Source organism: Pseudomonas sp. GW823-FHT02C02 (assembly GCF_058797635.1).
Map to the genome: position 1 here is coordinate 47300 of NZ_JBXAJV010000029.1, position 25502 is coordinate 72801.

At 59.3% G+C, this 25502-nt stretch carries 26 protein-coding genes and 1 pseudogene; 15 read left to right on the forward strand and 12 right to left on the reverse strand.

Annotated elements, in window-relative coordinates; all coding sequences use genetic code 11:
* The first annotated feature begins 24 nt into the window (after positions 1–24).
* The 3 genes from tag (at position 25) to AC1ROI_RS32875 (ending at position 1911) form a co-directional block, all read left to right on the forward strand.
* Positions 25–582, forward strand: a complete 558-nt coding sequence (gene tag, locus AC1ROI_RS32865; RefSeq protein WP_077748847.1) for a DNA-3-methyladenine glycosylase I — start codon at positions 25–27, stop codon at positions 580–582.
* Between the two features lie 40 nt (positions 583–622).
* Positions 623–1510: a lysophospholipid acyltransferase gene (locus tag AC1ROI_RS32870; RefSeq protein ID WP_010465508.1), complete on the forward strand. Its 888-nt coding sequence runs from the start codon at positions 623–625 to the stop codon at positions 1508–1510.
* Between the two features lie 161 nt (positions 1511–1671).
* A complete protein-coding gene (locus tag AC1ROI_RS32875) occupies positions 1672–1911 on the forward strand; it encodes a pilus assembly protein PilZ (RefSeq protein WP_102594520.1) in 240 nt (79 codons plus the stop codon).
* Here the strand turns inward: AC1ROI_RS32875 and AC1ROI_RS32880 are convergent, their stop codons facing one another.
* From AC1ROI_RS32880 to def, 5 genes are all read right to left on the reverse strand, one after another.
* Entirely contained in the window at positions 1912–2226 is a 315-nt protein-coding gene (locus tag AC1ROI_RS32880; RefSeq protein WP_010465512.1) for a tetratricopeptide repeat protein, read from the reverse strand.
* A gap of 141 nt (positions 2227–2367) precedes the next feature.
* Positions 2368–3741 (reverse strand): Trk system potassium transporter TrkA, encoded by a 1374-nt coding sequence (gene trkA, locus AC1ROI_RS32885; protein WP_010465514.1) that lies wholly within the window; start codon positions 3739–3741, stop codon positions 2368–2370.
* Positions 3742–3764: 23 nt separating this feature from the next.
* Positions 3765–5075: a 16S rRNA (cytosine(967)-C(5))-methyltransferase RsmB gene (rsmB, locus tag AC1ROI_RS32890; protein ID WP_102594519.1), complete on the reverse strand. Its 1311-nt coding sequence runs from the start codon at positions 5073–5075 to the stop codon at positions 3765–3767.
* The gene (gene fmt / locus AC1ROI_RS32895) at positions 5072–6031 is read right to left on the reverse strand and encodes a methionyl-tRNA formyltransferase (protein WP_102594518.1); all 960 of its coding nucleotides are present in this window, start codon (positions 6029–6031) and stop codon (positions 5072–5074) included. Before fmt ends, rsmB begins: the two co-directional genes overlap by 4 nt.
* A gap of 57 nt (positions 6032–6088) precedes the next feature.
* Positions 6089–6595: a peptide deformylase gene (def, locus tag AC1ROI_RS32900; protein WP_010465519.1), complete on the reverse strand. Its 507-nt coding sequence runs from the start codon at positions 6593–6595 to the stop codon at positions 6089–6091.
* A 170-nt stretch (positions 6596–6765) separates the two neighbouring features.
* Here def and AC1ROI_RS32905 point away from each other — a divergent pair, with 170 nt between their 5' ends.
* The 3 genes from AC1ROI_RS32905 (at position 6766) to tsaC (ending at position 9587) form a co-directional block, all read left to right on the forward strand.
* Positions 6766–7791, forward strand: coding sequence for a LysM peptidoglycan-binding domain-containing protein (locus AC1ROI_RS32905; RefSeq protein ID WP_102594517.1), 1026 nt, complete (start codon positions 6766–6768; stop codon positions 7789–7791).
* A gap of 80 nt (positions 7792–7871) precedes the next feature.
* Positions 7872–8975 (forward strand): DNA-processing protein DprA, encoded by a 1104-nt coding sequence (gene dprA, locus AC1ROI_RS32910; RefSeq protein ID WP_102594516.1) that lies wholly within the window; start codon positions 7872–7874, stop codon positions 8973–8975.
* Positions 8976–9029: 54 nt separating this feature from the next.
* Positions 9030–9587 (forward strand): L-threonylcarbamoyladenylate synthase type 1 TsaC, encoded by a 558-nt coding sequence (tsaC, locus tag AC1ROI_RS32915; protein WP_010465525.1) that lies wholly within the window; start codon positions 9030–9032, stop codon positions 9585–9587.
* Positions 9588–9714: 127 nt separating this feature from the next.
* Here the strand turns inward: tsaC and AC1ROI_RS32920 are convergent, their stop codons facing one another.
* Positions 9715–10692, reverse strand: coding sequence for an NADPH:quinone reductase (locus AC1ROI_RS32920; protein ID WP_102594685.1), 978 nt, complete (start codon positions 10690–10692; stop codon positions 9715–9717).
* Positions 10693–10855: 163 nt separating this feature from the next.
* Here AC1ROI_RS32920 and hemF point away from each other — a divergent pair, with 163 nt between their 5' ends.
* On the forward strand, positions 10856–11770 hold the full coding sequence (hemF, locus tag AC1ROI_RS32925; RefSeq protein WP_010465529.1) for an oxygen-dependent coproporphyrinogen oxidase: 915 nt from the start codon (positions 10856–10858) through the stop codon (positions 11768–11770).
* 13 nt (positions 11771–11783) lie between these two features.
* The gene (aroE, locus tag AC1ROI_RS32930) at positions 11784–12605 is read left to right on the forward strand and encodes a shikimate dehydrogenase (protein ID WP_102594686.1); all 822 of its coding nucleotides are present in this window, start codon (positions 11784–11786) and stop codon (positions 12603–12605) included.
* 128 nt (positions 12606–12733) lie between these two features.
* Here the strand turns inward: aroE and AC1ROI_RS32935 are convergent, their stop codons facing one another.
* The 3 genes from AC1ROI_RS32935 to betC all read right to left on the reverse strand — a co-directional run bounded on the left by AC1ROI_RS32935 (position 12734) and on the right by betC (position 16907).
* On the reverse strand, positions 12734–14302 hold the full coding sequence (locus tag AC1ROI_RS32935) for a SulP family inorganic anion transporter (protein WP_010465533.1): 1569 nt from the start codon (positions 14300–14302) through the stop codon (positions 12734–12736).
* Between the two features lie 153 nt (positions 14303–14455).
* A complete protein-coding gene (gene choX, locus AC1ROI_RS32940) occupies positions 14456–15376 on the reverse strand; it encodes a choline ABC transporter substrate-binding protein (RefSeq protein ID WP_010465535.1) in 921 nt (306 codons plus the stop codon).
* A gap of 16 nt (positions 15377–15392) precedes the next feature.
* Positions 15393–16907 carry a choline-sulfatase gene (gene betC, locus AC1ROI_RS32945; RefSeq protein ID WP_010465537.1) on the reverse strand — a complete coding sequence of 505 codons (1515 nt, stop codon included), beginning with the start codon at positions 16905–16907 and terminating at the stop codon, positions 15393–15395.
* Positions 16908–17021: 114 nt separating this feature from the next.
* Here betC and AC1ROI_RS32950 point away from each other — a divergent pair, with 114 nt between their 5' ends.
* On the forward strand, positions 17022–17972 hold the full coding sequence (locus AC1ROI_RS32950; RefSeq protein WP_077748841.1) for a choline sulfate utilization transcriptional regulator: 951 nt from the start codon (positions 17022–17024) through the stop codon (positions 17970–17972).
* Here AC1ROI_RS32950 and AC1ROI_RS32955 read toward each other — a convergent pair.
* Positions 17959–18636, reverse strand: coding sequence for an NAD(P)-dependent oxidoreductase (locus tag AC1ROI_RS32955; protein WP_010465542.1), 678 nt, complete (start codon positions 18634–18636; stop codon positions 17959–17961). The genes AC1ROI_RS32950 and AC1ROI_RS32955 overlap by 14 nt on opposite strands.
* Before the next feature lie 84 nt (positions 18637–18720).
* Between AC1ROI_RS32955 and AC1ROI_RS32960 the strand changes: the two genes are divergently transcribed.
* Positions 18721–19047: a DOPA 4,5-dioxygenase family protein gene (locus AC1ROI_RS32960; RefSeq protein ID WP_010465544.1), complete on the forward strand. Its 327-nt coding sequence runs from the start codon at positions 18721–18723 to the stop codon at positions 19045–19047.
* Here AC1ROI_RS32960 and AC1ROI_RS32965 read toward each other — a convergent pair whose 3' ends face one another.
* Positions 19048–19449, reverse strand: a complete 402-nt coding sequence (locus AC1ROI_RS32965; protein ID WP_102594687.1) for a GFA family protein — start codon at positions 19447–19449, stop codon at positions 19048–19050. It abuts the gene before it with no gap.
* 418 nt (positions 19450–19867) lie between these two features.
* Here AC1ROI_RS32965 and AC1ROI_RS32970 point away from each other — a divergent pair, with 418 nt between their 5' ends.
* Together AC1ROI_RS32970 and AC1ROI_RS32975 are read left to right on the forward strand one after the other, a co-directional pair.
* Positions 19868–21175 carry a CitMHS family transporter gene (locus AC1ROI_RS32970; RefSeq protein WP_017341736.1) on the forward strand — a complete coding sequence of 436 codons (1308 nt, stop codon included), beginning with the start codon at positions 19868–19870 and terminating at the stop codon, positions 21173–21175.
* An 84-nt stretch (positions 21176–21259) separates the two neighbouring features.
* Positions 21260–22027 carry a TerC family protein gene (locus tag AC1ROI_RS32975; protein ID WP_010465551.1) on the forward strand — a complete coding sequence of 256 codons (768 nt, stop codon included), beginning with the start codon at positions 21260–21262 and terminating at the stop codon, positions 22025–22027.
* A 149-nt stretch (positions 22028–22176) separates the two neighbouring features.
* On the opposite strand, the gene AC1ROI_RS32980 is transcribed toward AC1ROI_RS32975, so the two are convergent.
* Positions 22177–22458 carry a DUF6124 family protein gene (locus AC1ROI_RS32980; RefSeq protein ID WP_102594689.1) on the reverse strand — a complete coding sequence of 94 codons (282 nt, stop codon included), beginning with the start codon at positions 22456–22458 and terminating at the stop codon, positions 22177–22179.
* Positions 22459–22930: 472 nt separating this feature from the next.
* On the opposite strand from AC1ROI_RS32980, the pseudogene AC1ROI_RS32985 reads away from it, so the two are divergent.
* The 3 genes and pseudogenes from AC1ROI_RS32985 (at position 22931) to AC1ROI_RS32995 (ending at position 25236) form a co-directional block, all read left to right on the forward strand.
* Positions 22931–23427 (forward strand): annotated as a pseudogene (locus tag AC1ROI_RS32985) (PAAR domain-containing protein).
* A gap of 19 nt (positions 23428–23446) precedes the next feature.
* Positions 23447–24604: a DUF2515 family protein gene (locus AC1ROI_RS32990; protein WP_102594690.1), complete on the forward strand. Its 1158-nt coding sequence runs from the start codon at positions 23447–23449 to the stop codon at positions 24602–24604.
* On the forward strand, positions 24604–25236 hold the full coding sequence (locus tag AC1ROI_RS32995) for a hypothetical protein (protein ID WP_083375355.1): 633 nt from the start codon (positions 24604–24606) through the stop codon (positions 25234–25236). Before AC1ROI_RS32990 ends, AC1ROI_RS32995 begins: the two co-directional genes overlap by 1 nt.
* Positions 25237–25502 lie beyond the last annotated feature (266 nt).

The window sequence follows — 25502 nt, forward strand, 5'->3', positions numbered from 1 at the left end:
CCTGCGCACGCCCCCTGGAGCCTTATGCCACGCTGCTTTTGGTGTTCCGAAGATCCGCTGTACATGGCTTATCACGATCAGGAGTGGGGCACGCCGCTACGCGATGCGCAGGGTTTGTTCGAGTTGCTTTTGCTCGAAGGGTTCCAGGCCGGCCTTTCCTGGATCACCGTGCTGCGAAAACGTGAGCGATATCGCGAGGTATTGTTCGGCTTCGACGTACAACGGGTGGCGCAGATGAGCGACGCGGAAATCGATGAATTGATGCTCGATCCGGGCATTATTCGCAATCGCCTCAAACTCAACGCCGCCCGACGCAACGCCCAGGCCTGGCTGGCGCTGGAGGACCCGGTAACGTTTCTCTGGTCCTTCGTCGGCGGCACGCCTGTGATCAATCATTTCAAGGATCGCACCGAAGTGCCGGCGGTCACGCCGACGGCGGTGGAGATGAGCAAAGGCTTGAAAAAGGCCGGCTTCACGTTCGTCGGTCCGACCATTTGCTACGCGATGATGCAGGCCTCGGGCATGGTCATGGACCACACGCAAGACTGCGACCGCTACGCTCAGCTTGCCAACGGCGGTTAGAATAGCCGCCTCGCGCACCGCACAAGATCAGGAGTGACCTGTGGATAAGTTTAAAGGCGCCTTGCTGGTAGGCGCTCTGCGGCTGTTTGCCCTGCTCCCGTGGCGGGCAGTGCAAGCCGTGGGCTCGGCCATTGGCTGGGTCATGTGGAAAACACCCAACCGTTCCCGCGATGTGGTGCGGATCAACCTCGCCAAGTGCTTCCCCGAAATGGACCCGGCTGAACGCGAGCGTCTGGTCGGCCAGAGCCTGAAAGACATCGGCAAGTCCCTGACCGAAAGCGCCTGCGCCTGGATCTGGCCGGCCCAGCGTTCGATCGATCTGGTGCGTGAAGTCGAAGGGCTCGATGTGTTGAAGGACGCCCTCGCCTCCGGCAAGGGCGTGGTCGGCATCACCAGCCACCTGGGTAATTGGGAAGTGTTGAACCACTTCTATTGCAACCAGTGCAAACCGATCATTTTCTACCGACCGCCGAAACTGAAAGCCGTGGATGATCTGCTGCGCAAACAGCGGGTGCAATTGGGTAACCGCGTGGCCGCTTCCACCAAGGAAGGCATCCTCAGCGTCATCAAGGAAGTGCGCAAAGGTGGTGCAGTGGGTATTCCCGCTGACCCGGAACCAGCCGAATCCGCTGGGATATTCGTACCTTTTTTCGCCACCCAGGCGCTGACCAGCAAGTTCGTACCGAACATGCTCGCCGGCGGTAAAGCGGTCGGCGTGTTCTTGCATGCCCTGCGCCTGCCGGACGGTTCAGGTTACAAAGTGATCCTGGAAGCCGCGCCCGAAGCCATGTACAGCACCGATACCGAAACGTCGTGCGCAGCCATGAGTCAGGTGGTCGAGCGGTATGTGCGGGCCTATCCGAGCCAGTACATGTGGAGCATGAAGCGCTTCAAGAAGCGGCCACCCGGTGAAGAGCGTTGGTATTGAGTTGATTGGCATGATCTGTGGATAACTTGTAGGAGCAAGGCTTGCCCGCGAAAGCGATATAGCATCCAGCATCAATGTTGAATGTAATGATCTCTTCGCGGGCAAGCCTCGCTCCCACAGGGGGCAGGTTATCCACAACGGTTCATACAAGGGCGCAAAAGATGTCCGAGCACCGCAAATCGTTTCGCATCAAGATCACTCACGAAAGCTTCGGCGAATGCCTCGGTCAGACACGTAACCTGTCGGCCACGAGTGTCTACGTCAAGCATCCCGGCTTGTCGTCGTTGCCTAAAGGCGCGGTGGTTTTTGGACAGGTACAGGGCTTGCCCACCGGTGCGCCACGCGTGCGCATGGAAGTGGTGCTGGTCGATGCCGATGGCATCGGCCTGCGTTACCTCTGATCAGTGCGCCTGACGCTCAAGCTTCTTCAGAAACACCGTCATCTCCTTCTCTGCCTGCTTGTCGCCATGCGCACGGGCGGCTTCCAGGCCCTGCTCCCACGCCTGACGCGCAGCTGGAAAGTCGGCCAGTGCCAGATGGGCCTTGCCTAACAACTTCCAGGCCGCCGAATACTTTGGATCGAACTCGACGCAACGCTGGAAATGCTCGGCGGCCTTGGCGTTTTCCCCAAGATCCAGATAACCCTTGCCAAGGCCGAAGCGCAGCAATGAGTTATCCACACCCTTGGCGAGCATTTTTTCCAGGGATTCGAGCATCGGGCAACACCTTTGTTTATGTGTGGAGTTCGAAATTGCCTTCGCGGGCAAGCCTAGCTCCTACGGTTTTGGAGCATTCGCCAATTATGGGCACGCCTCGGACCTGTAGGAGCGAGGCTTGCCCGCGAAGAGGTCCTCGGATCAGAAGAAGCTGAGCCCCACATGGAACAGCTTCTCCACATCCCGAATATGCTTTTTATCCACAAGGAACAAAATCACATGGTCGCCCGCCGCGATCACCGTGTTGTCATGCGCAATGATCACCTCTTCATCACGAATGATCGCGCCAATCGTCGTCCCCGGCGGCAAACCGATGTTCTGGATCGCCTTGCCAATCACCTTGCTCGACTTTTCATCACCATGTGCAATCGCCTCGATGGCCTCCGCCGCGCCGCGGCGCAATGAGTGCACGCTGACGATATCGCCGCGCCGCACGTGGGCCAGCAGCGTGCCGATGGTTGCCAGTTGCGGGCTGATGGCGATGTCGATATCGCCGCCCTGGATCAAGTCCACGTAAGCCGGATTGTTGATGATCGTCATCACCTTCTTCGCACCCAGGCGCTTGGCCAGCAGCGAGGACATGATGTTGGCTTCGTCATCGTTGGTCAGGGCCAGGAAGATGTCTGCGTCGGCAATGTTCTCTTCCATCAGCAAGTCGCGGTCGGAAGCACTGCCCTGCAACACCACGGTGCTGTCGAGGGTGTCCGAGAGATGGCGGCAGCGGGCCGGGTTCATCTCGATGATCTTCACTTGGTAGCGGCTTTCGATCGCCTCGGCCAGGCGTTCACCGATCTGCCCGCCACCGGCAATGACGATGCGCTTGTAGGTTTCATCCAGACGGCGCATTTCACTCATCACCGCGCGGATATTTGCCTTGGCGGCAATGAAAAACACTTCGTCATCCGCCTCGATCACCGTATCGCCCTGGGGCAGGATCGGCCGATCGCGGCGGAAAATCGCTGCAACCCGGGTTTCAACATTGGGCATGTGTTCCCGCAACTGGCGCAGTTGCTGGCCCACCAACGGTCCGCCGTAGTAGGCCTTCACCGCCACCAGTTGCGCTTTGCCTTCGGCGAAGTCGATCACCTGCAACGCGCCCGGATGCTGGATCAGGCGCTTGATGTAATTGGTGACAACCTGTTCCGGGCTGATCAGCACGTCAACCGGAATTGCTTCGTTATCGAACAGCTCGGAGCGCGTCAGGTACGCGGCTTCGCGGACCCGGGCGATCTTGGTCGGGGTATGGAACAGGGTGTGGGCGACCTGACAGGCCACCATGTTGGTTTCGTCGCTGTTGGTTACTGCCACTAGCATGTCGGCATCGTCCGCGCCGGCCTGACGCAGCACCGTCGGCAACGAGCCGCGGCCCTGCACGGTACGGATGTCCAGCCGATCGCCGAGGTCGCGCAGGCGTTCGCCGTCGGTGTCGACCACGGTAATGTCGTTGGCCTCGCTGGCCAGATGTTCTGCCAGCGAACCGCCGACCTGGCCTGCGCCGAGGATGATGATTTTCATCCAGTCACTCCCTTATAAACCGGTTAACCGCGCGCGGCGGCGATCTTGATCAGCTTGGCGTAGTAGAACCCGTCGTGGCCGCCTTCCTGGGCCAGCAACTGGCGACCGTGAGGTTGCTTGATACCGGCCGCCGTGGCGAGGTCCAGTTCACGCGCACCCGGCGTGCGAGCGAGGAAGGCTTCGATGACTTCAGTGTTCTCGGTCGGCAGCGTGGAGCAGGTGGCGTAAAGCAGAATCCCGCCGACTTCCAGAGTTATCCACATGGCGTCCAAAAGCTCGCCCTGAAGCACCGCGAGTGCAGCGATGTCATCCGGTTGGCGAGTCAGCTTGATGTCGGGGTGACGTCGGATCACGCCAGTCGCCGAGCATGGCGCATCCAGCAAAATGCGCTGGAAGGGTTTGCCGTCCCACCAGGTCGCCGTGTCGCGGCCGTCGGCGGCGATCAGCTCGGCGCTCAGGCCCAGGCGTGCGAGGTTCTCGCGCACGCGCACCAGACGCTTGGCTTCCAGATCCACGGCCACGACGCCCGCCAGTTTTGGCTCGGCTTCGAGGATGTGGCAGGTCTTGCCGCCCGGTGCGCAGCAGGCATCCAGTACCCGTTGGCCCGGCGCGAGGCCGAGCAGATCGGCGGCCAATTGCGCCGCTTCGTCCTGCACGCTGATCCAGCCTTCGGCGAAGCCTGGCAGGCTGCGCACGTCGGCGGCAGCTTCGAGAATGATGCCGTCCTGACTGTAGACGCACGGCGTAGCGGCGATGCCGGCCTCAGTCAGCAGCCCAAGGTAAGCGTCGCGGGCGTGATGGCGGCGGTTGACCCGCAGAATCATCGGTGGATGCGCATTGTTCGCCGCGCAAATGGCTTCCCATTGCTCAGGCCAGAATGCCTTGAGGGATTTTTGCAGCCAGCGCGGGTGGGCGGTGCGCACCACCGGGTCGTGTTCCAGCTCGGCCAGCAACGCTTCGCTTTCACGCTGGGCGCGGCGCAACACGGCGTTGAGCAAGGCTTTGGCCCAAGGCTTTTTCAGCTTGTCGGCACAACCGACGGTTTCGCCGATGGCGGCGTGGGCCGGGACGCGGGTGTAGAGCAATTGATAGAGGCCGACCAGCAGCAGCGCCTCGACATCGGCGTCCGCAGCCTTGAACGGCTTCTGTAACAACTTGGCCGCCAGCGCCGACAAACGTGGTTGCCAGCGCGCCGTGCCGAAGGCCAGGTCCTGGGTGAAGCCGCGATCACGGTCTTCAACCTTGTCCATTTGTGTCGGCAGCGAACTGTTGAGTGAGGCTTTTCCGTTAAGAACAGCGGCAAGTGCCTTGGCGGCGGCCAGACGTGGATTCATTGAGCGTCCGCCGCTTGACCGAGCACGGTGCCGACGGCGAATTTCTCACGACGGCTGTTGAACAAGTCGCTGAAGTTCAGCGCCTTGCCCCCGGGCAATTGCAGACGGGTCAGGCATAGCGCTTGCTCACCGCAGGCGACGAGCAAGCCGTCCTTGCTGGCGCTGAGGATTTGCCCCGGTGCGCCCTGCCCTTCAGCGAGGCTCGCGGCCAGCACTTTCAACGCTTCGCCGTTCAGCGTGCTGTGGGTGATCGGCCAAGGGTTGAACGCGCGGACCAGGCGTTCCAGCTCAACCGCCGGACGGCTCCAGTCGATGCGTGCTTCGTCTTTGTTCAATTTGTGAGCATACGTTGCAAGACTGTCATCCTGCACTTCGCCTTCCAGCGTTCCGGCGGCGAGGCCGGCAATCGCCTGGATCACGGCCGGTGGGCCCATTTCGGCGAGACGGTCGTGGAGGCTGCCGCCGGTGTCTTCGGCGGTGATCGGCGTGGTGACTTTCAGCAGCATCGGCCCGGTGTCGAGGCCCAGCTCCATGCGCATCACGGTCACGCCGCTTTCACTGTCGCCTGCTTCGACTGCACGCTGGATCGGCGCCGCCCCGCGCCAGCGTGGCAGCAACGAAGCGTGGCTGTTGATGCAACCCTGGCGCGGAATATCCAGCACCGCTTGCGGCAGGATCAAGCCATAGGCGACCACCACCAGCAAGTCCGGCTTGAGTGCGGCCAGTTCAGCCTGGGCGTCTTCGTTGCGCAGCGTTGGCGGTTGCAACACCGGGATGTTGTGTTCCAGCGCGAGTTGCTTGACCGGGCTTGGCATCAGCTTTTGCCCACGGCCCGCCGGACGGTCCGGCTGGGTGTAAACCGCGACGACTTCGTAAGGGCTGGCGAGCAGGGCCTTGAGGTGTTCGGCGGCGAATTCCGGGGTGCCGGCAAAGACGATGCGCAGTGGCTCAGTCATGGGAGCAATCTCTGAAAAGAAAAAGGCTTGCCGCAGCAAGCCTTTGAAAGAAGGGCATCAAGCGTTCTGGCGATGGAGCTTTTCCAGTTTCTTCTTGATTCGGTCGCGTTTGAGGTTCGACAGGTAGTCGACGAACAATTTGCCGTTGAGGTGGTCGCATTCGTGCTGGATGCACACGGCGAGCAGACCTTCGGCAATCAGTTCGTAAGGCTTGCCGTCGCGGTCCAGGGCCTTGACCTTGACCTTCTGCGGGCGATCGACGTTTTCGTAGAAGCCCGGCACCGAGAGGCAGCCTTCCTGGTATTGCTCCATCTCGTCGGTCAGCGGTTCGAACTCGGGGTTGATGAACACCCGTGGTTCGCTGCGGTCTTCGGAGAGGTCCATCACGACGATACGTTTGTGCACGTTGACCTGGGTCGCGGCGAGGCCGATGCCTGGCGCTTCATACATTGTTTCAAACATGTCATCGACCAACTGACGCACTTCGTCGTCCACTACGGCCACAGGTTTGGCGATAGTGCGCAGGCGCGAGTCGGGAAATTCGAGGATGTCTAAAATGGCCATAAGCTTAATTGCTGCACGTGTGAGGTAAAGTCGGGTCGATGGCCTGGCAGGTCCGAAGATGCAGGCTACCGTTGTGAAGCGTAGCTCCTTTTCTTTTATCAAAGAGTCAGGAGCGAGCCACGAGGGCTCTGGCGTTTCACGCGAACACACATAATAAAGGGATTCACCGCATGAGGAAATCACTACTCGCCTTGCTCCTTCTGGCCTCGGCCGGTTTGGCGCACGGGCAAGTGCAACTCAAGGAAGGTTTTCCACAGCAATACACCGTGGTGACGGGTGACACTCTCTGGGACATTTCCGGAAAATTCCTCCGGGAGCCGTGGAAGTGGCCGGAACTGTGGCAAGCCAATCCTCAGATCGAAAACCCTAATCTCATCTATCCCGGCGACTCGCTGTCGCTGGTCTATGTCAACGGCCAGCCCCGCCTGACCCTCAATCGCGGTGCTTCGCGCGGCACCATCAAGCTCTCGCCTCGGGTGCGCAGCTCGTCGGTGGCCGATGCGATCCCGAGCATTCCGCTGCAATCGATCAACAGCTTTTTGCTGAGCAACCGCATCGTCGACAAGGTCGAGGACTTCGACAAGGCGCCTTATATCGTCGCCGGCGATGCCGAACGCGTGCTCAGTGGCACCGGTGACCGCATTTTCGCCCGTGGCCATTTCGACCCGAACCAGCCGGTCTACGGCATCTTCCGCCAGGGCAAGGTCTACACCGATCCCGATAGCAAAGAGTTTTTGGGGATCAATGCTGATGACATCGGCGGTGGCGAGATTGTGGCCACCGAGGGCGACGTCGCCACCCTGGCACTGCAACGCACGACTCAAGAAGTGCGTCTCGGCGACCGTTTGTTCAGCGGTGAAGAACGATCCATCAACTCGACCTTCATGCCCAGTGCGCCAAAAACCGAGATCAATGGCTTGATCATCGATGTGCCGCGCGGGGTTACCCAGATTGGCGCGCTGGATGTGGTTACCCTGAACAAAGGTCAGCGTGATGGCCTGGCCGAAGGCAACGTGCTGGTGGTGATGAAAACCGGTGAAACCGTACGCGACCGGATCACTGGCCAGCCACTGAAAATCCCCGATGAGCGTGCCGGTTTGCTGATGGTGTTCCGCACTTACGACAAGCTCAGTTACGGGCTGGTACTCAACGCATCGCGCTCTCTGGCGGTGATGGATAAGGTGCGAAATCCGTAAGCAGGCTCCACAAGTTACCAACAGAGTTATCCACAGCTTATTCCCGTTTGAACGGGGCTCATAACGATCAAGGATGATCCATGTCGCTGTCTGCCGTCACACCGGTTTCCCCTGCGGAACTGGAAGCTCGTTTACGTCTGCACCGATTGCCAGAACTCGGCCCGGCGCGTTTCAAGAAATTGCTCGAAGCCTTCGGCTCGGCGTCCAAAGCCATCAGCGCGCCCGCCAGCGCCTGGCGTTCGCTGGGCTTGCCGCTGGCGTGCGCCGAGGCACGGCGCGTCAATGAAGTACGCGATGGCGCGGCCCACGCATTGGCCTGGCTAGAGCGCCCGGGCCAGCATTTATTGATGTGGGACCAGCCTGAGTACCCGGCGCTGTTGGCGGAAATCAGCGATGCGCCGCCGCTGTTATTTGTGGCAGGCGATCCCGACATTCTGGAAAAACCGCAATTGGCGATGGTCGGCAGTCGGCGCGCCTCGCGACCGGGCATGGACACTGCGGCGGCGTTTTCGCGCAGCCTGGCCGGCGCCGGTTTCGTCATCACCAGCGGTCTGGCGCTAGGCATCGATGCCGCCGCGCATCAAGCCGCGCTGGACGTGGGCGGGCGAACGGTCGGGGTCCTTGGCACGGGACTTGAAAAGTTTTATCCACAGCGCAATCGGCGGCTGGCGGACGCCATGATCGCCTCGGGCAGCGCAGTGCTTTCCGAGTTCCCGCTGGATGCCGGCCCCAGTGCCGGAAACTTTCCCCGGCGCAACCGGATCATCAGCGGTTTATCCCTCGGGGTGCTGGTGGTCGAAGCGAGTGTCGCCAGCGGTTCATTGATAACGGCGAGGCTGGCGGCGGAGCAAGGACGCGAGGTGTATGCGATTCCAGGGTCGATCCACCACCCTGGCGCCAAGGGTTGTCATCAGCTGATCCGTGACGGTGCGGTATTGGTGGAAACCACCGAGCATATCCTCGAAGCCTTGCGCGGCTGGCAACGGTTGCCGTTGTCCACAGAGACGCTGCAAGCACCCACTCATCCACTGCTCCTGTTGCTTCACGCCGCGCCCCACACCAGCGAAGCGTTGTCGGTCAGCAGTGGCTGGGCCTTGTCCAAAGTGCTGGCAGCGTTGACGGAGCTGGAAATGGACGGCCGGGCGGTGTGCGAAAGCGGGCGCTGGTTTGCGCGGGTGAGCTAGGTTTTATAAGGAAGATCGGTAAACTGCGCAGAGCCTTATTCCGGAGAGTTTTTCATGGTCAACAGTTGGCGCGTGCAACAAGCCGCACAAGCCGTTCGCGCAGGGGCAGTAATTGCCTATCCAACCGAAGCGGTCTGGGGCCTGGGTTGCGATCCGTGGGATGAAGAAGCGGTCTATCGTCTGTTGATGATCAAGGGCCGGTCTGTGGAAAAGGGCCTGATTCTGGTAGCCGACAATATTCGTCAGTTCGACTTCCTGTTCGAAGACTTCCCGGAACTGTGGATGGACCGCATGGCCAGCACTTGGCCGGGGCCGAATACCTGGCTGGTGCCGCATCAGAATCTGTTGCCGCAGTGGATTACCGGCGTGCATGAAACCGTAGCGCTGCGCGTCAGCGACCACCCGCTGGTGCGGGATCTGTGCGCGGTGGTCGGGCCGCTGGTGTCGACCTCGGCTAACCCTCAGGGCCGGCCAGCGGCGCGGACGCGAATTCGCGTCGAGCAGTATTTCCGCGGGCAAGTGGACTACGTGTTGGGCGGGAATCTGGGTGGGCGCAAGAATCCGAGCGTGATTCGCGATGTCGCGACCGGGAACGTCATTCGCCCGGATTAAGACCGCAGTAACACCTGTGGAGAGGGAGCTTGCTCCCGCTGGACTGCGCAGCAGTCCCGTTCTTTTAAAGATATGAGGGGCCGCTTCGCGGCCCAGCGGGAGCAAGCTCCCTCGCCACAGTTTGATGTTAAGGCAGCAGAACAGTCGAGCCAGTCGTCCGCCGCGCCGACAACTCGGTCTGCGCCTTCGCCGCCTCAGCCAACGGATACTTCTGGCTGACGTCCACCTTAAGTTTGCCGCTGATGATCATCTCAAACAGCTCATCGGCCATGCGCTGCAGGTTTTCTGCGTTATTGGCGTAGGTCGCCAGCGTCGGCCGGGTCACGTACAACGAGCCCTTCGCCGCCAAAATCCCCAGGTTCACCCCGTCCACTGCGCCGGACGCATTGCCGAAGCTCACCACCAGGCCCCGTGGTGACACGCTATCGAGCGACGTTAGCCAGGTGTCCTTGCCGACGCCGTCGTACACCACCGGGACTTTTTTGCCGTCAGTCAATTCCAGCACCCGTTGTGCGACGTTTTCGTGGCTGTAATCGATAGTCGCCCATGCGCCGTTGGCTTTGGCCAGTGCGGCTTTCTCCGGCGAGCTGACCGTGCCGATCAACTTCACCCCCAAGGCCTTCGCCCATTGGCAGGCCAGGGATCCGACACCGCCCGCGGCGGCATGGAACAGGATGGTTTCGCCACCCTTGAGTTCATACGTCTGACGCAGCAGGTATTGCACGGTCAGGCCCTTGAGCATCACACCGGCGGCCTGTTCAAAACTGATGGCGTCCGGCAAGTGCACCAGGTTGGCCTCCGGCAAAACGTGAACCTCGCTGTAGGCGCCCAACGGGCCGCTGCCGTAAGCCACACGATCGCCGACCTTGAACCGGGTCACTTCGCTGCCCACCGCCTCGACCACGCCCGCACCTTCCGAGCCCAGGCCCGATGGCAGGGCGGGCAGCGGATAGAGACCACTGCGGTAGTAAGTGTCGATGAAGTTCAGGCCGATGGCCTTGTTGACCACGCGAACCTGCTGCGGGCCGGGCTCGGCGGGTTGATAGTCGACATACTCGAGCACTTCGGGGCCGCCATGGGCGCGGAACTGGATACGCTTTGCCATCAGAACTCTCCTTAGGTCATTTGCGAAGCTCCCTATCGGACTCCTAAGCTTGACCTTCGTCAACTGCGGCAGGCCCATCTGCGATGTTATGCTACGCGCCCATTTGCGCCGGCCCCTGCTCCGATGGAGCGCCGCGTAGTTTTGCCCGATTCAAGGTGATGACATGACGACCCGCACCGAGGCCGTAAAAGCCTACCTGCTCGACCTGCAAGACCGGATTTGCGCAGCCCTTGAAGCCGAAGACGGCGGCACGGCATTCGTCGAAGACGCCTGGACCCGGCCTGCCGGCGGTGGCGGTCGCACGCGTGTGATCGAAAACGGCGCGGTCATCGAAAAGGGTGGCGTCAACTTTTCCCACGTCTTTGGCAGCGGGCTCCCACCCTCCGCCAGCGCCCATCGCCCGGAACTGGCCGGCCGTGGTTTCGAAGCCCTGGGCGTGTCGCTGGTGATTCACCCGCACAACCCGCAGGTGCCGACTTCCCACGCCAACGTGCGCTTTTTCATTGCTGAAAAAGAAGGTGAAGAACCGGTCTGGTGGTTCGGCGGCGGTTTCGACCTGACTCCTTATTACGGCAATGAAGAAGACTGCGTGCACTGGCACCGCGTCGCCGAGCAGGCCTGTGCGCCGTTCGGCCCGGACGTCTATCCGCGCTACAAGGCCTGGTGCGACAGCTATTTCCACATCAAGCATCGCCACGAGCCACGGGGCATCGGCGGTCTGTTTTTTGATGACTTGAACGAGTGGGACTTCGACACCAGCTTCGCCTTCATGCGCGCCATCGGTGACGCCTTCATCGAGGCCTACCTGCCGATCGTGCAGCGCCGTAAGAACGATGCGTTCACCGCCAAACAGCGTGAATTCCAGGAATTTCGCCGTGGCCGCTACGTCGAGTTCAACCTGGTCTACGACCGTGGCACGCTGTTCGGCCTGCAATCGGGTGGGCGCACCGAGTCGATCCTCATGTCCCTGCCCCCGCAAGTCCGCTGGGGCTACGACTGGAAAGCCGAGCCGGGCAGCGAAGAAGCTCGCCTGACCGACTATTTCCTGCAAGACCGCGATTGGTTGGCCAAGGCCTGAACGAGGAGTTCTGATGGACCGTTACGTCGTATTCGGTAACCCGATTGGTCACAGCAAGTCGCCGCTGATCCACCGCTTGTTTGCCGAGCAGACCGCTCAGCAACTGGACTACAGCACCTCGCTGGCGCCACTCGAAGACTTTTCCGACTTCGCCAAGACGTTTTTCCTCGAAGGTCGCGGGGCGAATGTGACGGTGCCGTTCAAGGAAGAGGCTTATCGCCTGGCCAACAGTCTGACGGCACGGGCGCAGCGGGCAGGCGCGGTGAACACCCTGAGCAAACTCGCCGATGGCACGTTGTTGGGTGACAACACCGACGGCGCCGGACTGGTGCGGGACCTGACGGTCAACGCCGGTTTCAGTCTCAAGGGCAAACGTATCCTGCTGCTCGGCGCTGGCGGCGCGGTGCGCGGTGCGCTGGAGCCGTTGCTGGCCGAGCAACCCGCTTCGGTAATTATCGCCAACCGCACCGTCGAGAAAGCCGAGTTGTTGGCGGAATTGTTCGCGGACCTGGGGCCGGTGTCGGCCAGCGGTTTTGACTGGCTGCAAGAGTCGGTGGACCTGATCATCAACGCGACGTCGGCGAGTCTGTCAGGCGATGTACCGCCGATTGCCAGCAGCCTGATCGAACCGGGCAAGACGGTGTGCTACGACATGATGTACGGCAAGGAGCCGACCTCGTTCTGCCGCTGGGCCACTGAACACGGTGCGGCGGTGTCGATGGATGGATTGGGGATGCTCGCTGAGCAAGCGGCAGAAGCGTTTTTCCTGTGGCGCGGTGTGCGGCCGGATACAGCGCCGGTGCTGGCCGAACTACGCCGCCAACTGGCGCTGTAGTTCTTTGTGGCGAGGGAGCTTGCTCCCGCTCGGGTGCGAAGCGCTCGCAGATTTTCAGGGCTGCTTCGCAACCCAGCGGGAGCGAGCTCCCTCGCCAAAAGTTATGCGTTCGTCATCAGAGTGGTGTGTTAGTCCTCAAACCGGATCGGGCATTTCTCCGCCCCTTCAAGCTTCCTCAACTCCTCCACCACCTGCGGCCGCGCGCTGCGCAGCGTCAGGCTGCGATTCTGCTTGAGCAGCCGCCGCGCTTCCTGGTGCAGCATTTCCACCCCTGAATAGTCGATGAAGTTGATCTGCTGCGCCTCGATCACCACACGCGCGCCGTGCATCCGTTGCAGGCGCACTTGCAGGTAATGGCTGGCGCCGAAAAAGATCGACCCGCCGACCTGCAGAATGTCTTCATCGCCTTCGCGCCAATGCTGGACTCGCGGTTGTGAAGTCCGCTTGAGGTAAAAGAACAGTGACGCCAGCACCCCGGCATAGATCGCGGTCTGCAACTCCAGCAGTAGCGTGGCCACGCAGGTCAGCGCCATAACCAGGAACTCGGCGCGGCTGACCCGCAACAGCGCGCGGATGCCGCGATGATCGACCAATCCCCAGGCGATCAACAGGATGCTCCCGGCCATGGCCGGGATCGGAATGTGCGAAATCAACGCCGCGCCGAAGATGGCGAACAGCGCCACCCACAGTGCTGAAAATACCCCGGCCAGCGGTGAGCAGGCACCCGCCTCGTAACTCAGGCCCGAGCGGGTGAAGGAACCGGCTGACAGCGAGCCGGAAAAAAACGCACCGACCATGTTCGAAAAACCCTGGGCGCGTACTTCCTGATTGGCGTCGAGCAATTGCTGGGAGCGTGCCGACAAGGAACGGGCAATCGACAGGCTCGTCACCAGCCCGAGCATCCCCACCGCCACGGCGCTGGGCAGCAGGCGAAGGATCAGATCCAGGTCCAGCGGCAGCGGACTGAAGGGCGGCAGCCGCCCGACAAACGCACTGACTAACTTCACATGGCCAAACATCGATGGCCAGAACCACACCAGCAGTCCGCTCAGCGCCAAGGTGATCAAAAGCGTCGGCCAGCGTGGCAGCAGTAATTTCAGGATCACGCCCACCCCGACGGTGGCCAGCCCCAGCACCAGCGAAGGTTTATCCACGTCGCCGAGGTGTTTGAACACCATCAAAAAGCTGTCCAGCGCCGTGGACTGATTGGGCAGGTCCAGCCCCAGCAGGTTCGGCAACTGGCCGATGGCAATCACCACCGCCGCGCCGAGGGTGAAGCCCAGCACCACCGAGTGAGAAACGAAATTCACCAGGGCGCCAAAGCGCAACAATCCGAGCAGCCACTGGAAAATGCCGGCGAGCAGTGTCAGAAGCAGGATCAGGGTGACGTAGTCTTCTGACGCGGGAACGGCCAGAGGACTGACGCTGGCATACAGGACGATGGATATCGCCGCTGTAGGACCACAGATCAAATGCCACGACGAACCCCAGAGACAAGCGATCAGCACCGGAATGATCGCGGCGTACAGGCCGTATTCCGGCGGGAGACCGGCGATCAGGGCGTAGGCAATGGATTGCGGCAGCGCAAGAATGGCGCCGCTGAGGCCAACGATCAGGTCACGCCCGACGCTGGCGCGGGTTTGCCGGGGCAACCAGGAAAGGAAGGGAAAGAGTGAATGGCGGCTGGGGAAGGCCATGGGTCCTCTCGGGTGGAGTTTTGCGCAAGGGTATCAGTACGGGGTGAACATTGTGGCGAGGGAGCTTGCTCCCGCTCGTGAGCGAAGCGCTCGCAGATTTTTAGGGCTGCTTCGCAGCCCAGCGGGAGCAAGCTCCCTCGCCACAGGCAACCCTTACAACTTCGCTTTTACCGCCGGCAACGCATCTTTCCCATCCACGGTTTTCACGCCATCCAGCCATTTATCCAGCACGGCAGGGTTGGCCTTGATCCACGCCTTGGCCGCCTCGGCATTGCTGATTTTCTTGTTCACCACCTCGGCCATGATGCTGTTCTCCATCTCCTGGGTGAAACTCAGGTTGGTGAGCAGCTTGCCGACGTTCGGACAGGCCTGTGCATAACCTTTGCGGGTCAGCGTATAAACGCTGCCGGTGTCGCCGAAATACTTCTCCCCGCCTTTCAGGTAATGCATTTTCAACTGCACGTTCATCGGGTGCGGCGTCCAGCCGAGGAAGGTCACGAACTTCTGTTTCTTCACCGCGCGGGACACTTCGGCCAGCATGGCCTGCTCGCTGGACTCGACCAGTTTCCACTGGCCCATGTCGAAGTCGTTCTTCTTGATGATCTCTTGCAGCGAGATGTTCGCCGGGGCGCCGGAACCGATGCCGTAGATCTTCTTGTCGAACTTGTCGGCGTATTTATTCAGGTCGGAAAAGTTATGCACACCCGCGTCCCACACGTAATCCGGGACGGCCAAGGTGAATTCGGTGCCGTCGAGGTTCTTCGCCAGTTGGGTGACATCACCCGTGGCGACGAATTTGTCATAGAAGCCCTGCTGCGCCGGCATCCAGTTCCCCAGGAACACGTCGACCTGGCCATCCTTCAGCCCGCCAAAGGTGATCGGCACCGCGAGGGTGTCGACCTTGGCCTTGTAGCCCATGCCGTCCAGCAGAAACCCGGTGATGGCGTTGGTCGCAGCGATGTCGCTCCAGCCCGGATCAGCCATTTTCACCGTGTCGCAGCTCTGATCGGCAAAGGCCGATGCACTGCCCAGAGCCAGTAGCCCGACCGTCAGTACTGTGGATAACTTTTGCATGGACTTCCCCTTAACATTATTGGTTTTGGCAGGGTTGTGGATAACGTGCTTTACGTTCCAGATCGTCGAGGTCGATGTGGTTGCGCATGTATTGCTGACTGGCGTCTACCAGCGGCTGGTGATCCCAGCTCTTCAGCTTGCCGATGGTCAGCGCCTCGGCGACGAATCGCCGGCGACGCTGGCTCGCGAGCACCTGTTGGTGGATCGCCGGAATGTCCCATTTGGCCCGTGCTTCAGACAGAAACGCCTCGAACAGCGGCCGATGTTGCGGCGATTGGCTGAGTTCTTCCTGTTCGCGCGGGTCGTTGTGTACGTCGAAGAGTAGGCAAGGGTCATCTTCGCTGTAGATGAATTTGTAAGCGCCACGGCGGATCATCATCAAAGGGCTGATGGTGCCTTCGGCCATGTATTCGCCGAAGACTTCGTCGTGACCGCCCTGCCCTTGCAGGTGCGAGACCAGCGAACGACCGTCCAGTGGCAAGCCCGGCTCCAGCGAACCGCCGGCCAGCTCTACAAAGGTTGGCAGCAAATCAGCGGTGGAAACCGCAGCACTGACCCGCCCGGCGCCGAATTGTCCCGGTGCGCTGATCAACAGCGGTACGCGGGCGGCCATTTCGAACCAATGCATTTTGTACCAGAGGCCGCGCTCGCCGAGCATGTCGCCGTGGTCGCCGGAGAAGACGATGATGGTGTCATCGATCAGCCCGGTATCTTCCAGCGTTTGCAGGAGTTTGCCGACGTTGCTGTCGATATAGCTGCAAGCTCCGAAATAAGCACGACGCGCATCGCGAATCTTATCCACAGGCAGCGGCTTGTCCCACAGGTCATACACCTTGAGCAAACGCTGGGAATGCGGATCAAGTTCGGTTTGCGTCGGGGTTTCCGGCAGCGGGATGTCGGCATCGTCGTACATGTCCCAAAAAGCCTTGGGAATGGTGTACGGATCATGTGGGTGCGTCATCGACACGGTCAGGCAAAACGGCTGGTCGCCATCCTCGCGAATGTGATCGAACAGGTATTGCTGGGCCTTGAACACCACCTCTTCGTCGAAATCCAGCTGATTGGTGCGCACGCACGGCCCGGCCTGCAGCACCGAAGACATGTTGTGGTACCAGGTCGGACGCACGTCCGGTTCATCCCAGTTCACCGACCAGCCGTAGTCGGCCGGGTAGATGTCGCTGGTCAGGCGCTCTTCATAGCCGTGGAGTTGATCCGGGCCACAGAAATGCATCTTGCCCGACAGCGCTGTGCGGTAGCCGAGGCGACGCAGGTAGTGGGCATAAGTCGGTACATCGGCGGGGAAATCGGCCGCGTTGTCGTAGGCGCCGATCTTGCTCGGCAATTGACCGCTGACCAGGGTGAAACGCGACGGCGCGCACAGTGGGCTGTTGCAATAAGCGGCGTCGAACACCACGCCTTCGGCGGCGAGGCGGCTGAGATTGGGCAATTTGATGGGCGAGGAACCGTAGAACGGCAACATTGGCGCGGCCATCTGATCGGCCATGATGAAAAGAATATTCTTGCGCTTCATGTGATCGCGGCATTCCATAGTGAATATTTATGCGAGAGTGCTGCGATCGAGCATGGAGTCCAGGCACTTTGTGGTAAAGCCCATGCACGGCAATGACTAGGATAAGCACCGCTTATGTATGACGCCCTTGGAAGTTTGTCGCTGGACCTGCTGCGAGCGTTTGAAGCGGCGGCCCGCCATCGCAGTTTTACCGCCGCAGCGGTAGAGCTGGGCACTACGCAGCCCGCCGTCAGCCAGCAGATCAAACGCCTGGAAGAACAACTCACCGCGCGGTTGTTTGATCGCATTTACCGTGGCATTGAGTTGACTGAGGCCGGGACCATTCTTTTCGAGCAGGTTCAGCTCGGTTTGCAGAATATCGATGCCGGATTAAGCGCGATCAGCACACAGCATCAACATGAAGTCTTGCAGGTGGCCACGGATTTCGCTTTTGCCGCGTATTGGCTGATGCCCCGATTGCACCGCTTTCATAAAGCCAATCCCCACGTCGACGTCAGCCTGGTCACCAGCGAGCGCAATCACAACATGCTGCGCACTGATATCGATGTGGCGGTGTTGTTTGGGGATGGCCGCTTCAAGCAGGGCGAAAGCCATTGGCTGTTCAGCGAAGAAGTGTTTCCGGTCTGCAGCCCGCTGCTGTTGAAGGATCGTCCCCTGCCCTTGCCGGCCCAGTCATTGCTGGAATTTCCACTGCTGCACCTGCGCGGCGAAAACAGCAGCAACTGGTTTGACTGGAGCGGCGTCTTTCGCGAGTTAGGGATTACATCGGCCCCGGCCCCCGGGCAATTGCGCTTCGACAATTACACGTTGCTGATTCAAGCGGCGATTGGTGGTCAGGGTGTTGCAATCGGCTGGCGGCACCTTGTGGATAACTTGCTGGCGCAAGGTTTGTTGTGTCGACCGATAGCCGACACGGTGATTTCCAGGCTCGGCTACTACGTGGTTTTGCCCCAGCGAAAACGGCGTGGGGTATTGATCCAACAATTTGTGGACTGGTTGATGGCTGAGCAGGCCAGCAGCGCCCAATCGCTGAATGGTTTACCGCTGCCGTCTATCGCCGTGTAGGGTCGGTCGAAACGAAGTTCACATGCTCGCGAACGTGAAGATTCAGCCGCAGCTCATCGGCAATCCCTACGGCCACGCGGTTCAACCGTTCAAGCGGTTCGGCCAGGCCCGGTTCAAGGCTGCTGCTGACGTGGCTGAAATGTTCAATCGTCAGCCCCGGCACTCCGCGAGGCGCATTGACCAGGGTCCAGTGCAAGGCACTGCTTTGCAGTGCATCAAGGATTTCCTCGGCGGCATGCCGCTGAAGGGGGTCCAGCGCTTCAGCCTCTGTGTCGTCGAGTTCGGCAAAATCCCCCACCAGGAACAGCCGGGCAATACCGGCCGCCTGCATGCCCTCGATCAGCGCGTCCACGGCCAACACCTGTTCGACCGGGCCTGGAACGATGGTTTTTTCAACGGTCTCGCTATTGAATGGCAATCCGGGGGCATCCAGCAGGCAAATAACCACCGAACTCCCCGCTACGCTTTGCTTGACGCGTTCGGCCTCGAACAGATCGCCGGTCTTGGTGCGCAATCCTGGGCGCGGTGGGAGCGCCGTCAGGTCATCCAGAATCGCGATCACTTCATGTTGACGCCGTAGCATTTCAGCCATCAGCGCACTGCCCAGGCTACTCATGGCACCATAAAGCACCACTTTGACCACCGGGGTTTCGGCATTTTTCATGGCTGAGGTTCCTTGTTCACAACGTATATGGCGTGTGACCTGTGGGAATAGGTGAGGGTTCGACTGGGTTTCAGAGGGTTTCAGATGCAACAGATCAAGGGTTACCACGCCCATGTCTATTTCGACGCCACGAGCATTGACCAGGCGCGAGCGCTGTGTGAGCACGCCGCGCAGGTGTTCCCGCTGAAAATGGGCCGCGTGCATGAACGTCCCGTGGGTCCGCATCCGGACTGGAGTTGCCAATTGGCGTTCGGGCCGGAGCTGATCGGCGAAGTGCTGCCGTGGCTGGCGCTCAACCGCAAGGGTTTGGTGGTGTTTCTGCACCCGGACACCGGCGACGATCTGCTGGACCACACCGAGCACGCGATCTGGATGGGCGCAATCCGGCCGCTGGACCTGTCTATTTTTTGATCAGAGGTTTTCTTCGGCTTCGCCGGGCAAATGTTCGTCCAAGTGCAGCCAGGGTAAATGGCTGCGGGTCCAGATGTGACGCTCGGCCGGGGCTTGCTCCGGGTGATCGAGGGTGGCGATGGTCACGTCGACACTCTCGGGGCTCAGATGTGTGATCAACGCCAGTTGCGCCCCACAGTTCGGGCAGAAATAGCGCACGCAGGTGGTTGAAGATTCGTACTGCGCCGGCGTCCCTTTCAGCCATTTAAAGGCCGATACGGGAACCGTGATCCAGGTTGTCACGATCCCGCCGCTGACGCGCCGGCAGATCGAACAATGGCAGTGGGCGATGTCGTGCAAAGGTCCGCTGAATTGATAGCGCAGCTGTCCGCAGTGGCAGCCGCCGGTGTGAAATTCGCTCATGACCTTACCTCCTGATGCGTATTTACTGACGGTTTCGCGAGCAGGCTCGCTCCCACATTGGTTTTGTGTACGACACAGATCCAGTGTGGGAGCGAGCCTGTTAGCGATGCCCGCAACTCGGTCGCCCTCTCTTCCCCAGTCCGACGACCGGTTGCACATCCGGTCAATGCTTTCATCAGCGAAAGCTGGGTGAAAGCTTCCCCGATTAGGATCGCCCCCACTGCCGGCAAAAGACCGGTCGGCCAATGCCAGTGTTTTATCGCTCGCACAGCCCATTTAACAACAACAATGGTGATTCTGATGTCCTCTGCTACCCGCCGCTTCGCTGCAACTCCGCCCGTACGCCTCGTGCTTCCCGTTCTGCGCTGACCCACCCGGTTCGCCCATTCCCTAGCCGCGCTACGCCTGGAGTATTCCCATGCTGACTTTCCTTGGCTTCGCCATGGTCATCACGTTCATGTTCCTGATCATGACCAAGCGCCTGTCCGCGCTGATCGCCCTGATCATCATTCCTATCGTCTTCGCCCTGTTCGGTGGTTTCGCGCCGAAGATCGGCCCGATGATGCTCGAAGGCATCACCAAGCTGGCGCCGACCGGCGTGATGCTGATGTTTGCCATTCTGTATTTCGCCCTGATGATCGACTCCGGCCTGTTCGACCCGGCCGTGCGCAAGATCCTCAAACTGGTCAAGGGCGACCCGCTGAAAGTGTCGGTCGGCACCGCCGTACTGGCGCTCGTCGTTTCCCTCGACGGTGACGGCGCAACCACTTATATGATCTGCGTGGCCGCCATGCTGCCGCTCTACAGTCGCATCGGCATGAGCCCGCGGATCATGGCCGGCCTGATCATCCTCGCCGGTGGCGTGATGAACATGACGCCATGGGGCGGCCCGACTGCCCGTGCGGCCAGTGCGCTGCATGTGGACCCGTCCGACATTTTCGTTCCGATGATTCCAGCGATGGCGTTCGGCGTGGTGGCAATCCTGGCGATTGCCTACTTCTACGGCAAACGCGAGCGTGCGCGTCTGGGTGAACTGCACCTGGTGGGCGATGAAATCGACCACAGTGAAATCAGCGTTTCGCAATTCCCGGATGCCCGTCGTCCGAAGTTGATCTGGTTCAACGGCGCCCTGACCCTGGGCCTGATGTGCACCCTGATTGCCGGTCTGTTGCCGATGCCGGTGTTGTTCATGGTGGCGTTCAGTATTGCCATGATCGTCAACTATCCTTGCCTGCAACAGCAGAAGGATCGCGTCGCGGCTCACGCTGGCAGCGTACTTGCGGTGGTCGGTTTGATCTTCGCGGCGGGCATTTTCACCGGTATCCTGTCGGGCACCGGCATGGTCGATGCGATGTCGAAAAGCCTGCTGGCGGTGATTCCTGATTTCCTCGGCCCGTACCTGGCCGTGATTACCGCGCTGGTGAGCATGCCGTTCACGTTCTTTATGTCGAACGACGCATTTTATTACGGCGTGTTACCAGTACTTGCCGAAGCCGCCAGTCATTACGGTATAACCGCGGTTGAAATGGCACGTGCCTCGATCGTCGGTCAGCCCGTCCACCTGTTGAGCCCGCTGGTACCATCGACCTACTTGTTGGTGGCCCTGGCCGGTATCGATTTTGGTGACCATCAGCGCTTTACCCTGAAATGGGCAGTGCTGGTGTGCATGTGCATACTGGTAGCCGCATTGCTGATGGGGATTTTTCCGCTGTTCAGCACTCTATAAGCCCAAGACTCACCACAAAGGGTCCAGGCTTCGCTGTTTGAAGCCGGGCCTTTTGTGGTTTAACACTCGCTCAAAGGAATACACATGGAATGGCTGACCAACCCTGAAATCTGGGTTGCCTTCTTTACCCTGACCGCCCTGGAAATCGTCCTGGGTATCGATAACATCATCATGATTTCGATCCTGGTCAGCCGCATGCCCAAACACATGCAGCAGCGCACCCGGATCTTCGGCCTGGCGCTGGCCATGGTCACACGGATCCTGTTGCTGCTGTCGATCACTTGGGTCATGCGCCTTACCACCGATTTGTTTGAAGTGTTCGGCCAAGGCATTTCCGGGCGAGACCTGATCCTGTTCTTCGGTGGCCTGTTCCTGCTGTGGAAGAGCTCGCAAGAGATGTACCACGCGCTGGAAGGTGAAGACGAAACGAACGAAGAGCCGAGTGGCAAGGGCGGCAACTTCCTCTACACCATCATCCAGATCGCGATCATCGACATCGTGTTCTCGCTGGACTCGGTGATTACCGCCGTCGGCATGGTCTCCCACGTACCGGTCATGGTCGCGGCGATCATCGTTGCGGTGCTGGTGATGATGCTGGCTGCCGGCACCATCAGTGAGTTCATCGACAAGCACCCGTCGCTGAAGATGCTGGCGCTGTCGTTCCTGCTGATCGTCGGTACGGTGCTGATTGCCGAATCCTTCGACGTTCACGTGCCAAAAGGCTACGTCTACTTCGCCATGGCGTTCTCGCTGGCGGTGGAAGCGATCAACATCAAGATGCGCACCGCGATTGCTAAAAAGCGCAAACAGCAGGATCCGGTGAAACTGCGCAAGGACATTCCGGGGCAATAACCCGAACCTGTGCACTGGCTGCTGCCAGTCAGTGCACAAAACCTGTGGGAGCGAGCCTGCTCGCGATAGCGGCCTGTCATTCAACATCAACGTTGAATGTGACGGCCTCATCGCGAGCAGGCTCGCTCCCACTTTTTTTTGCTCAGTGGCTACCCAGGCGGATCGAGGTTATCCAGCACTCGATTCACCGCCAACTCCCCCAACATGATGTTTTGCTGAATCCCCAGCAGGGTGTTGCGGTGTGTGCCTTCCATTCGTGCAGCAAGATCACTGGCCATGACGCTGGCCGACGCCAACGATTCACAGGCGTGAGCGAGCAGGGTTTCGTTATCGACCTTGGGGTCTATGAAGAAGATCGTGCTGGGTTTGCGTGGTGGGAAGTCGTGGGGGACCGGCTCGATGTCCGGTGGGTTGGGTGTAACTTTGAACATATGCTGATTTACTCCTGAGTGGAGCCGCTAACCGATCTCTACTACAAGAAGGGTGGCGGCCATGCGCAGGTTAGTAGACCGGGGAGAATCAGCATTGCCGGCGCGCCGAAGCGCCCTGCGCACAGCCACCATCAAGTTCAGATAAAAAATCTGACTGACAGCGCTTCTGCACCTTACTGAAAACACCACGGGCTACTAAACCCGACCACTGATAGGCAGTGGCAGGGAAACGATAGAGTCCAGGGTCAAGGCGCACAAGCCGGCGGATTCTGGCGTAGCCGTAGGCAACGACGCAAGGTGTTGTAGCCTCCGAGAAGTAACGCCGGGTGTCTTTAAACACGCACTGAAAAAACGCGTGAATCACGTCAAAACAGCCGAATGCTTTCCAACCGCTTTTCTCCAAAGGTTGACGCATCCAGCTTTGGTGGTTAGCGTCCCTCGCTCGCTTCAAACGACATGACAAGGAATGCATATGTCTGGAAAACCGGCTGCACGCCTCACGGACCCGACCACCTGTCCCCTTCCCGGCCACGGCACCAACCCGATTGCCAGCGGCTCACCCGATGTCTTTTTCAACGGTCTTGCGGCCGCTCGGGTCAGCGACACATGCACCTGCGGCCAGGCCCTGAACGGTGGATTCTCTTCAACCGTGTTCATCAACGGCCTGAATGCCATACGCTCGATAGCACCACCAGCCATGGCGGTGTGGTGATTGGCGGCTCCGGCAACGTCATCATCGGCAACTCTCATTCCCCTGCGCCCTTCATCCCGCCCTTGCCGATCATTGGCCAGCCTTTGGTCGAATTCAAAGCCGTCAGCGCTGGCAATGGCGAACCGATTGCCCAACAGGACTACGAAATCGAAACCGCTGAAGGCCGGATCGTCAAAGGCCAGACCAACGCGGAGGGCATGACCCAAAGCGTCGCTACCCTGCAGCCCGACCTCGCCGTCGTCCGCTGGACTGTCTGACGCCTCAAGGAAGAATGAAATGACTGGACAATGCATGGCCCCAGACGACCTGGACATGAAGAAACTCTGGGACAGCACCTGCGAACTCCCCGTTTGCAAACGCGAAACCACTAAGGGCGGCCCTAACCCGAAAACCCGCGTTGAAGTGCCATTACTGACCTGTAATTGCCTGTGGCGCAGGTTTCAAAAAGAAGCCGAAGAGTGGGTCGCACCGGGCGGCGTGTTGATTGCCGACCCGCAAGCCCGTAACCGCAAGATCAACGCGGCCTATGCACAATTGTGGCTGGCGGATAACCGGTTTCAGTGGGCGGGGTTGGCGGCGTTTGCTTCGAAGCAGGTGGGGTGTGGGTTGATCCATGCGACCAAGTTGCAAACGGCTATTGCGGCGCAGAAGGCGGCGCAGGAGAAATTGCGGACGGGGAAGTCGGAAACCCTTTTCGAAGGGTTTGGGTTCAAGCTCAGCAAGACTGATCCGGAAATCGAGAAAGAATTAGCGAACGCCAAAGCGGCCAATCCTCTTCCCACTGAGGATATTACCTTCGGCGACAACTCCCGCTCCGCTGTTCAGCAGCAGTTGGACTACGTTTATGAAATGCTGGCCCTCGGTAATACCTCGCTGTTTCTGGATGTTTATCCGTTGCATCGGTTTTTTATGGTGCGGGGCTTCAAAGAAATGGAAGCCTGTCTTTCCAAACGCAACCAACTAAAAAATGAAGTTCTGTGGCCCATCGCTGACAAAGTAGAGTTCGGTGCAGCGCGTGCAGAAGTGACCGATACTTTCAAAGCCATAGATGAAGGAAGAATTACCAAAAGCGTCGAATTCATGGCCGGTCATGAACAGCTGAACATTTTGCAACCTGCGATGTATGACGATTCCCGATTCGCTTACCTAATGCGCGGCACCCATGCTGGAGATGTCGTATCAGTAGTCACAGGGATGCTGTCCGGAGCCGCAGAAGAAATCCAGTTGACTCTGGCAAGTCAATGCAAAGCGGCAGACGGGCGAAAGGTTGCCTTCGGCAGTAATCCATTGGCCAATCTGGCAAACAAGGATCAACGAATGGAATTCGTACTTCGTGCTGCAACACAATTCGATGCCTTGTTAAAAAACCCCACTTCAAAAGCCCAACTAAAGCAATCCATTACAGAAATATCTCAAGGTGGAGGGATCCGCTGATGAAACCACTCACCAGGCTATCTCTGATAAGCATGAGTGCAATTGTTATTGGGCTGTGTATTGCCTACTTCAATTGGAATACGGAAGTTTTGAGTGCGCACATAGGGAAGTCTTACAAGGATACCGTTGAGGACTCAACGTTTTCGGTGCCTGCGAATACCGCTTTTTATCCAAGCACGCCACCGCATCCTAGTTCTACATGGATATCAGAGCCAGTCATCATCCATTTTGATGATCCTGAGCATGGTTTTACGCTACCAGCAACCAAGTTTGGCGCCGTTGGTTTTGATGAAGGTAAAGTCTCGACCATGACAACTTCTCCAATGTTGGAGACCTTGCCTTTCAATCAGCTGATTCCCTTACTCACTCAGTTGCAGGGGAAGCTAAAAGACTCGGGCTGGGTACCGCGCAACCCACAAGATAACTCTTGGTTAGCCGTCGGCAGCGAAGTAGAAAAAAACGCTTTGCAAAGGCAGTTGTTCGATCAGGTAGTCATCGTGATGCTCCTTATACCTCACAAATACAGTCTTGCGCTAAACGTCAAATGCTACGCCCGCTGTGATGAGCGCGACCCGAAAACGGCGAAGTATCTGATTGATGTCAGTGTCGGTTCGGATTACTACAGCGAATGAAGAGCCGCTTCAGAAGGCGGCGTTGGTGTTTGCAAAGAGCAGCGTTTTTTACCCTGTTCATTTGTCTGACTTCTTTTCACCACCCAGTTGATTTTTTGAACATTCATATCGGGAAGTCATACAGAGAAGTCGCACAAGACTCGACATTCCCAAATATTTGATCGACGTAGGGCTAGGCGACGATATCTTTAGGGAAGGTCTGAAGTAAGCAGCCGTTTTTAACGGCCTCGCTGTCTGAGGTTCAAAAAACACCGACTTAATCGAAA

Bases quoted from the DNA above. Each gene is read 5' to 3' on its own strand.
- tag (WP_077748847.1), top strand. From the start codon at position 25: ATGCCACGCTGCTTTTGGTGTTCCGAAGATCCGCTGTACATGGCTTAT.
- AC1ROI_RS32875 (WP_102594520.1), top strand. From the start codon at position 1,672: ATGTCCGAGCACCGCAAATCGTTTCGCATCAAGATCACTCACGAAAGC.
- AC1ROI_RS32880 (WP_010465512.1), bottom strand. From the start codon at position 2,226: ATGCTCGAATCCCTGGAAAAAATGCTCGCCAAGGGTGTGGATAACTCA.
- trkA (WP_010465514.1), bottom strand. From the start codon at position 3,741: ATGAAAATCATCATCCTCGGCGCAGGCCAGGTCGGCGGTTCGCTGGCA.
- rsmB (WP_102594519.1), bottom strand. From the start codon at position 5,075: ATGAATCCACGTCTGGCCGCCGCCAAGGCACTTGCCGCTGTTCTTAAC.
- fmt (WP_102594518.1), bottom strand. From the start codon at position 6,031: ATGACTGAGCCACTGCGCATCGTCTTTGCCGGCACCCCGGAATTCGCC.
- def (WP_010465519.1), bottom strand. From the start codon at position 6,595: ATGGCCATTTTAGACATCCTCGAATTTCCCGACTCGCGCCTGCGCACT.
- AC1ROI_RS32905 (WP_102594517.1), top strand. From the start codon at position 6,766: ATGAGGAAATCACTACTCGCCTTGCTCCTTCTGGCCTCGGCCGGTTTG.
- dprA (WP_102594516.1), top strand. From the start codon at position 7,872: ATGTCGCTGTCTGCCGTCACACCGGTTTCCCCTGCGGAACTGGAAGCT.
- tsaC (WP_010465525.1), top strand. From the start codon at position 9,030: ATGGTCAACAGTTGGCGCGTGCAACAAGCCGCACAAGCCGTTCGCGCA.
- AC1ROI_RS32920 (WP_102594685.1), bottom strand. From the start codon at position 10,692: ATGGCAAAGCGTATCCAGTTCCGCGCCCATGGCGGCCCCGAAGTGCTC.
- hemF (WP_010465529.1), top strand. From the start codon at position 10,856: ATGACGACCCGCACCGAGGCCGTAAAAGCCTACCTGCTCGACCTGCAA.
- aroE (WP_102594686.1), top strand. From the start codon at position 11,784: ATGGACCGTTACGTCGTATTCGGTAACCCGATTGGTCACAGCAAGTCG.
- AC1ROI_RS32935 (WP_010465533.1), bottom strand. From the start codon at position 14,302: ATGGCCTTCCCCAGCCGCCATTCACTCTTTCCCTTCCTTTCCTGGTTG.
- choX (WP_010465535.1), bottom strand. From the start codon at position 15,376: ATGCAAAAGTTATCCACAGTACTGACGGTCGGGCTACTGGCTCTGGGC.
- betC (WP_010465537.1), bottom strand. From the start codon at position 16,907: ATGAAGCGCAAGAATATTCTTTTCATCATGGCCGATCAGATGGCCGCG.
- AC1ROI_RS32950 (WP_077748841.1), top strand. From the start codon at position 17,022: ATGTATGACGCCCTTGGAAGTTTGTCGCTGGACCTGCTGCGAGCGTTT.
- AC1ROI_RS32955 (WP_010465542.1), bottom strand. From the start codon at position 18,636: ATGAAAAATGCCGAAACCCCGGTGGTCAAAGTGGTGCTTTATGGTGCC.
- AC1ROI_RS32960 (WP_010465544.1), top strand. From the start codon at position 18,721: ATGCAACAGATCAAGGGTTACCACGCCCATGTCTATTTCGACGCCACG.
- AC1ROI_RS32965 (WP_102594687.1), bottom strand. From the start codon at position 19,449: ATGAGCGAATTTCACACCGGCGGCTGCCACTGCGGACAGCTGCGCTAT.
- AC1ROI_RS32970 (WP_017341736.1), top strand. From the start codon at position 19,868: ATGCTGACTTTCCTTGGCTTCGCCATGGTCATCACGTTCATGTTCCTG.
- AC1ROI_RS32975 (WP_010465551.1), top strand. From the start codon at position 21,260: ATGGAATGGCTGACCAACCCTGAAATCTGGGTTGCCTTCTTTACCCTG.
- AC1ROI_RS32980 (WP_102594689.1), bottom strand. From the start codon at position 22,458: ATGTTCAAAGTTACACCCAACCCACCGGACATCGAGCCGGTCCCCCAC.
- AC1ROI_RS32990 (WP_102594690.1), top strand. From the start codon at position 23,447: ATGACTGGACAATGCATGGCCCCAGACGACCTGGACATGAAGAAACTC.
- AC1ROI_RS32995 (WP_083375355.1), top strand. From the start codon at position 24,604: ATGAAACCACTCACCAGGCTATCTCTGATAAGCATGAGTGCAATTGTT.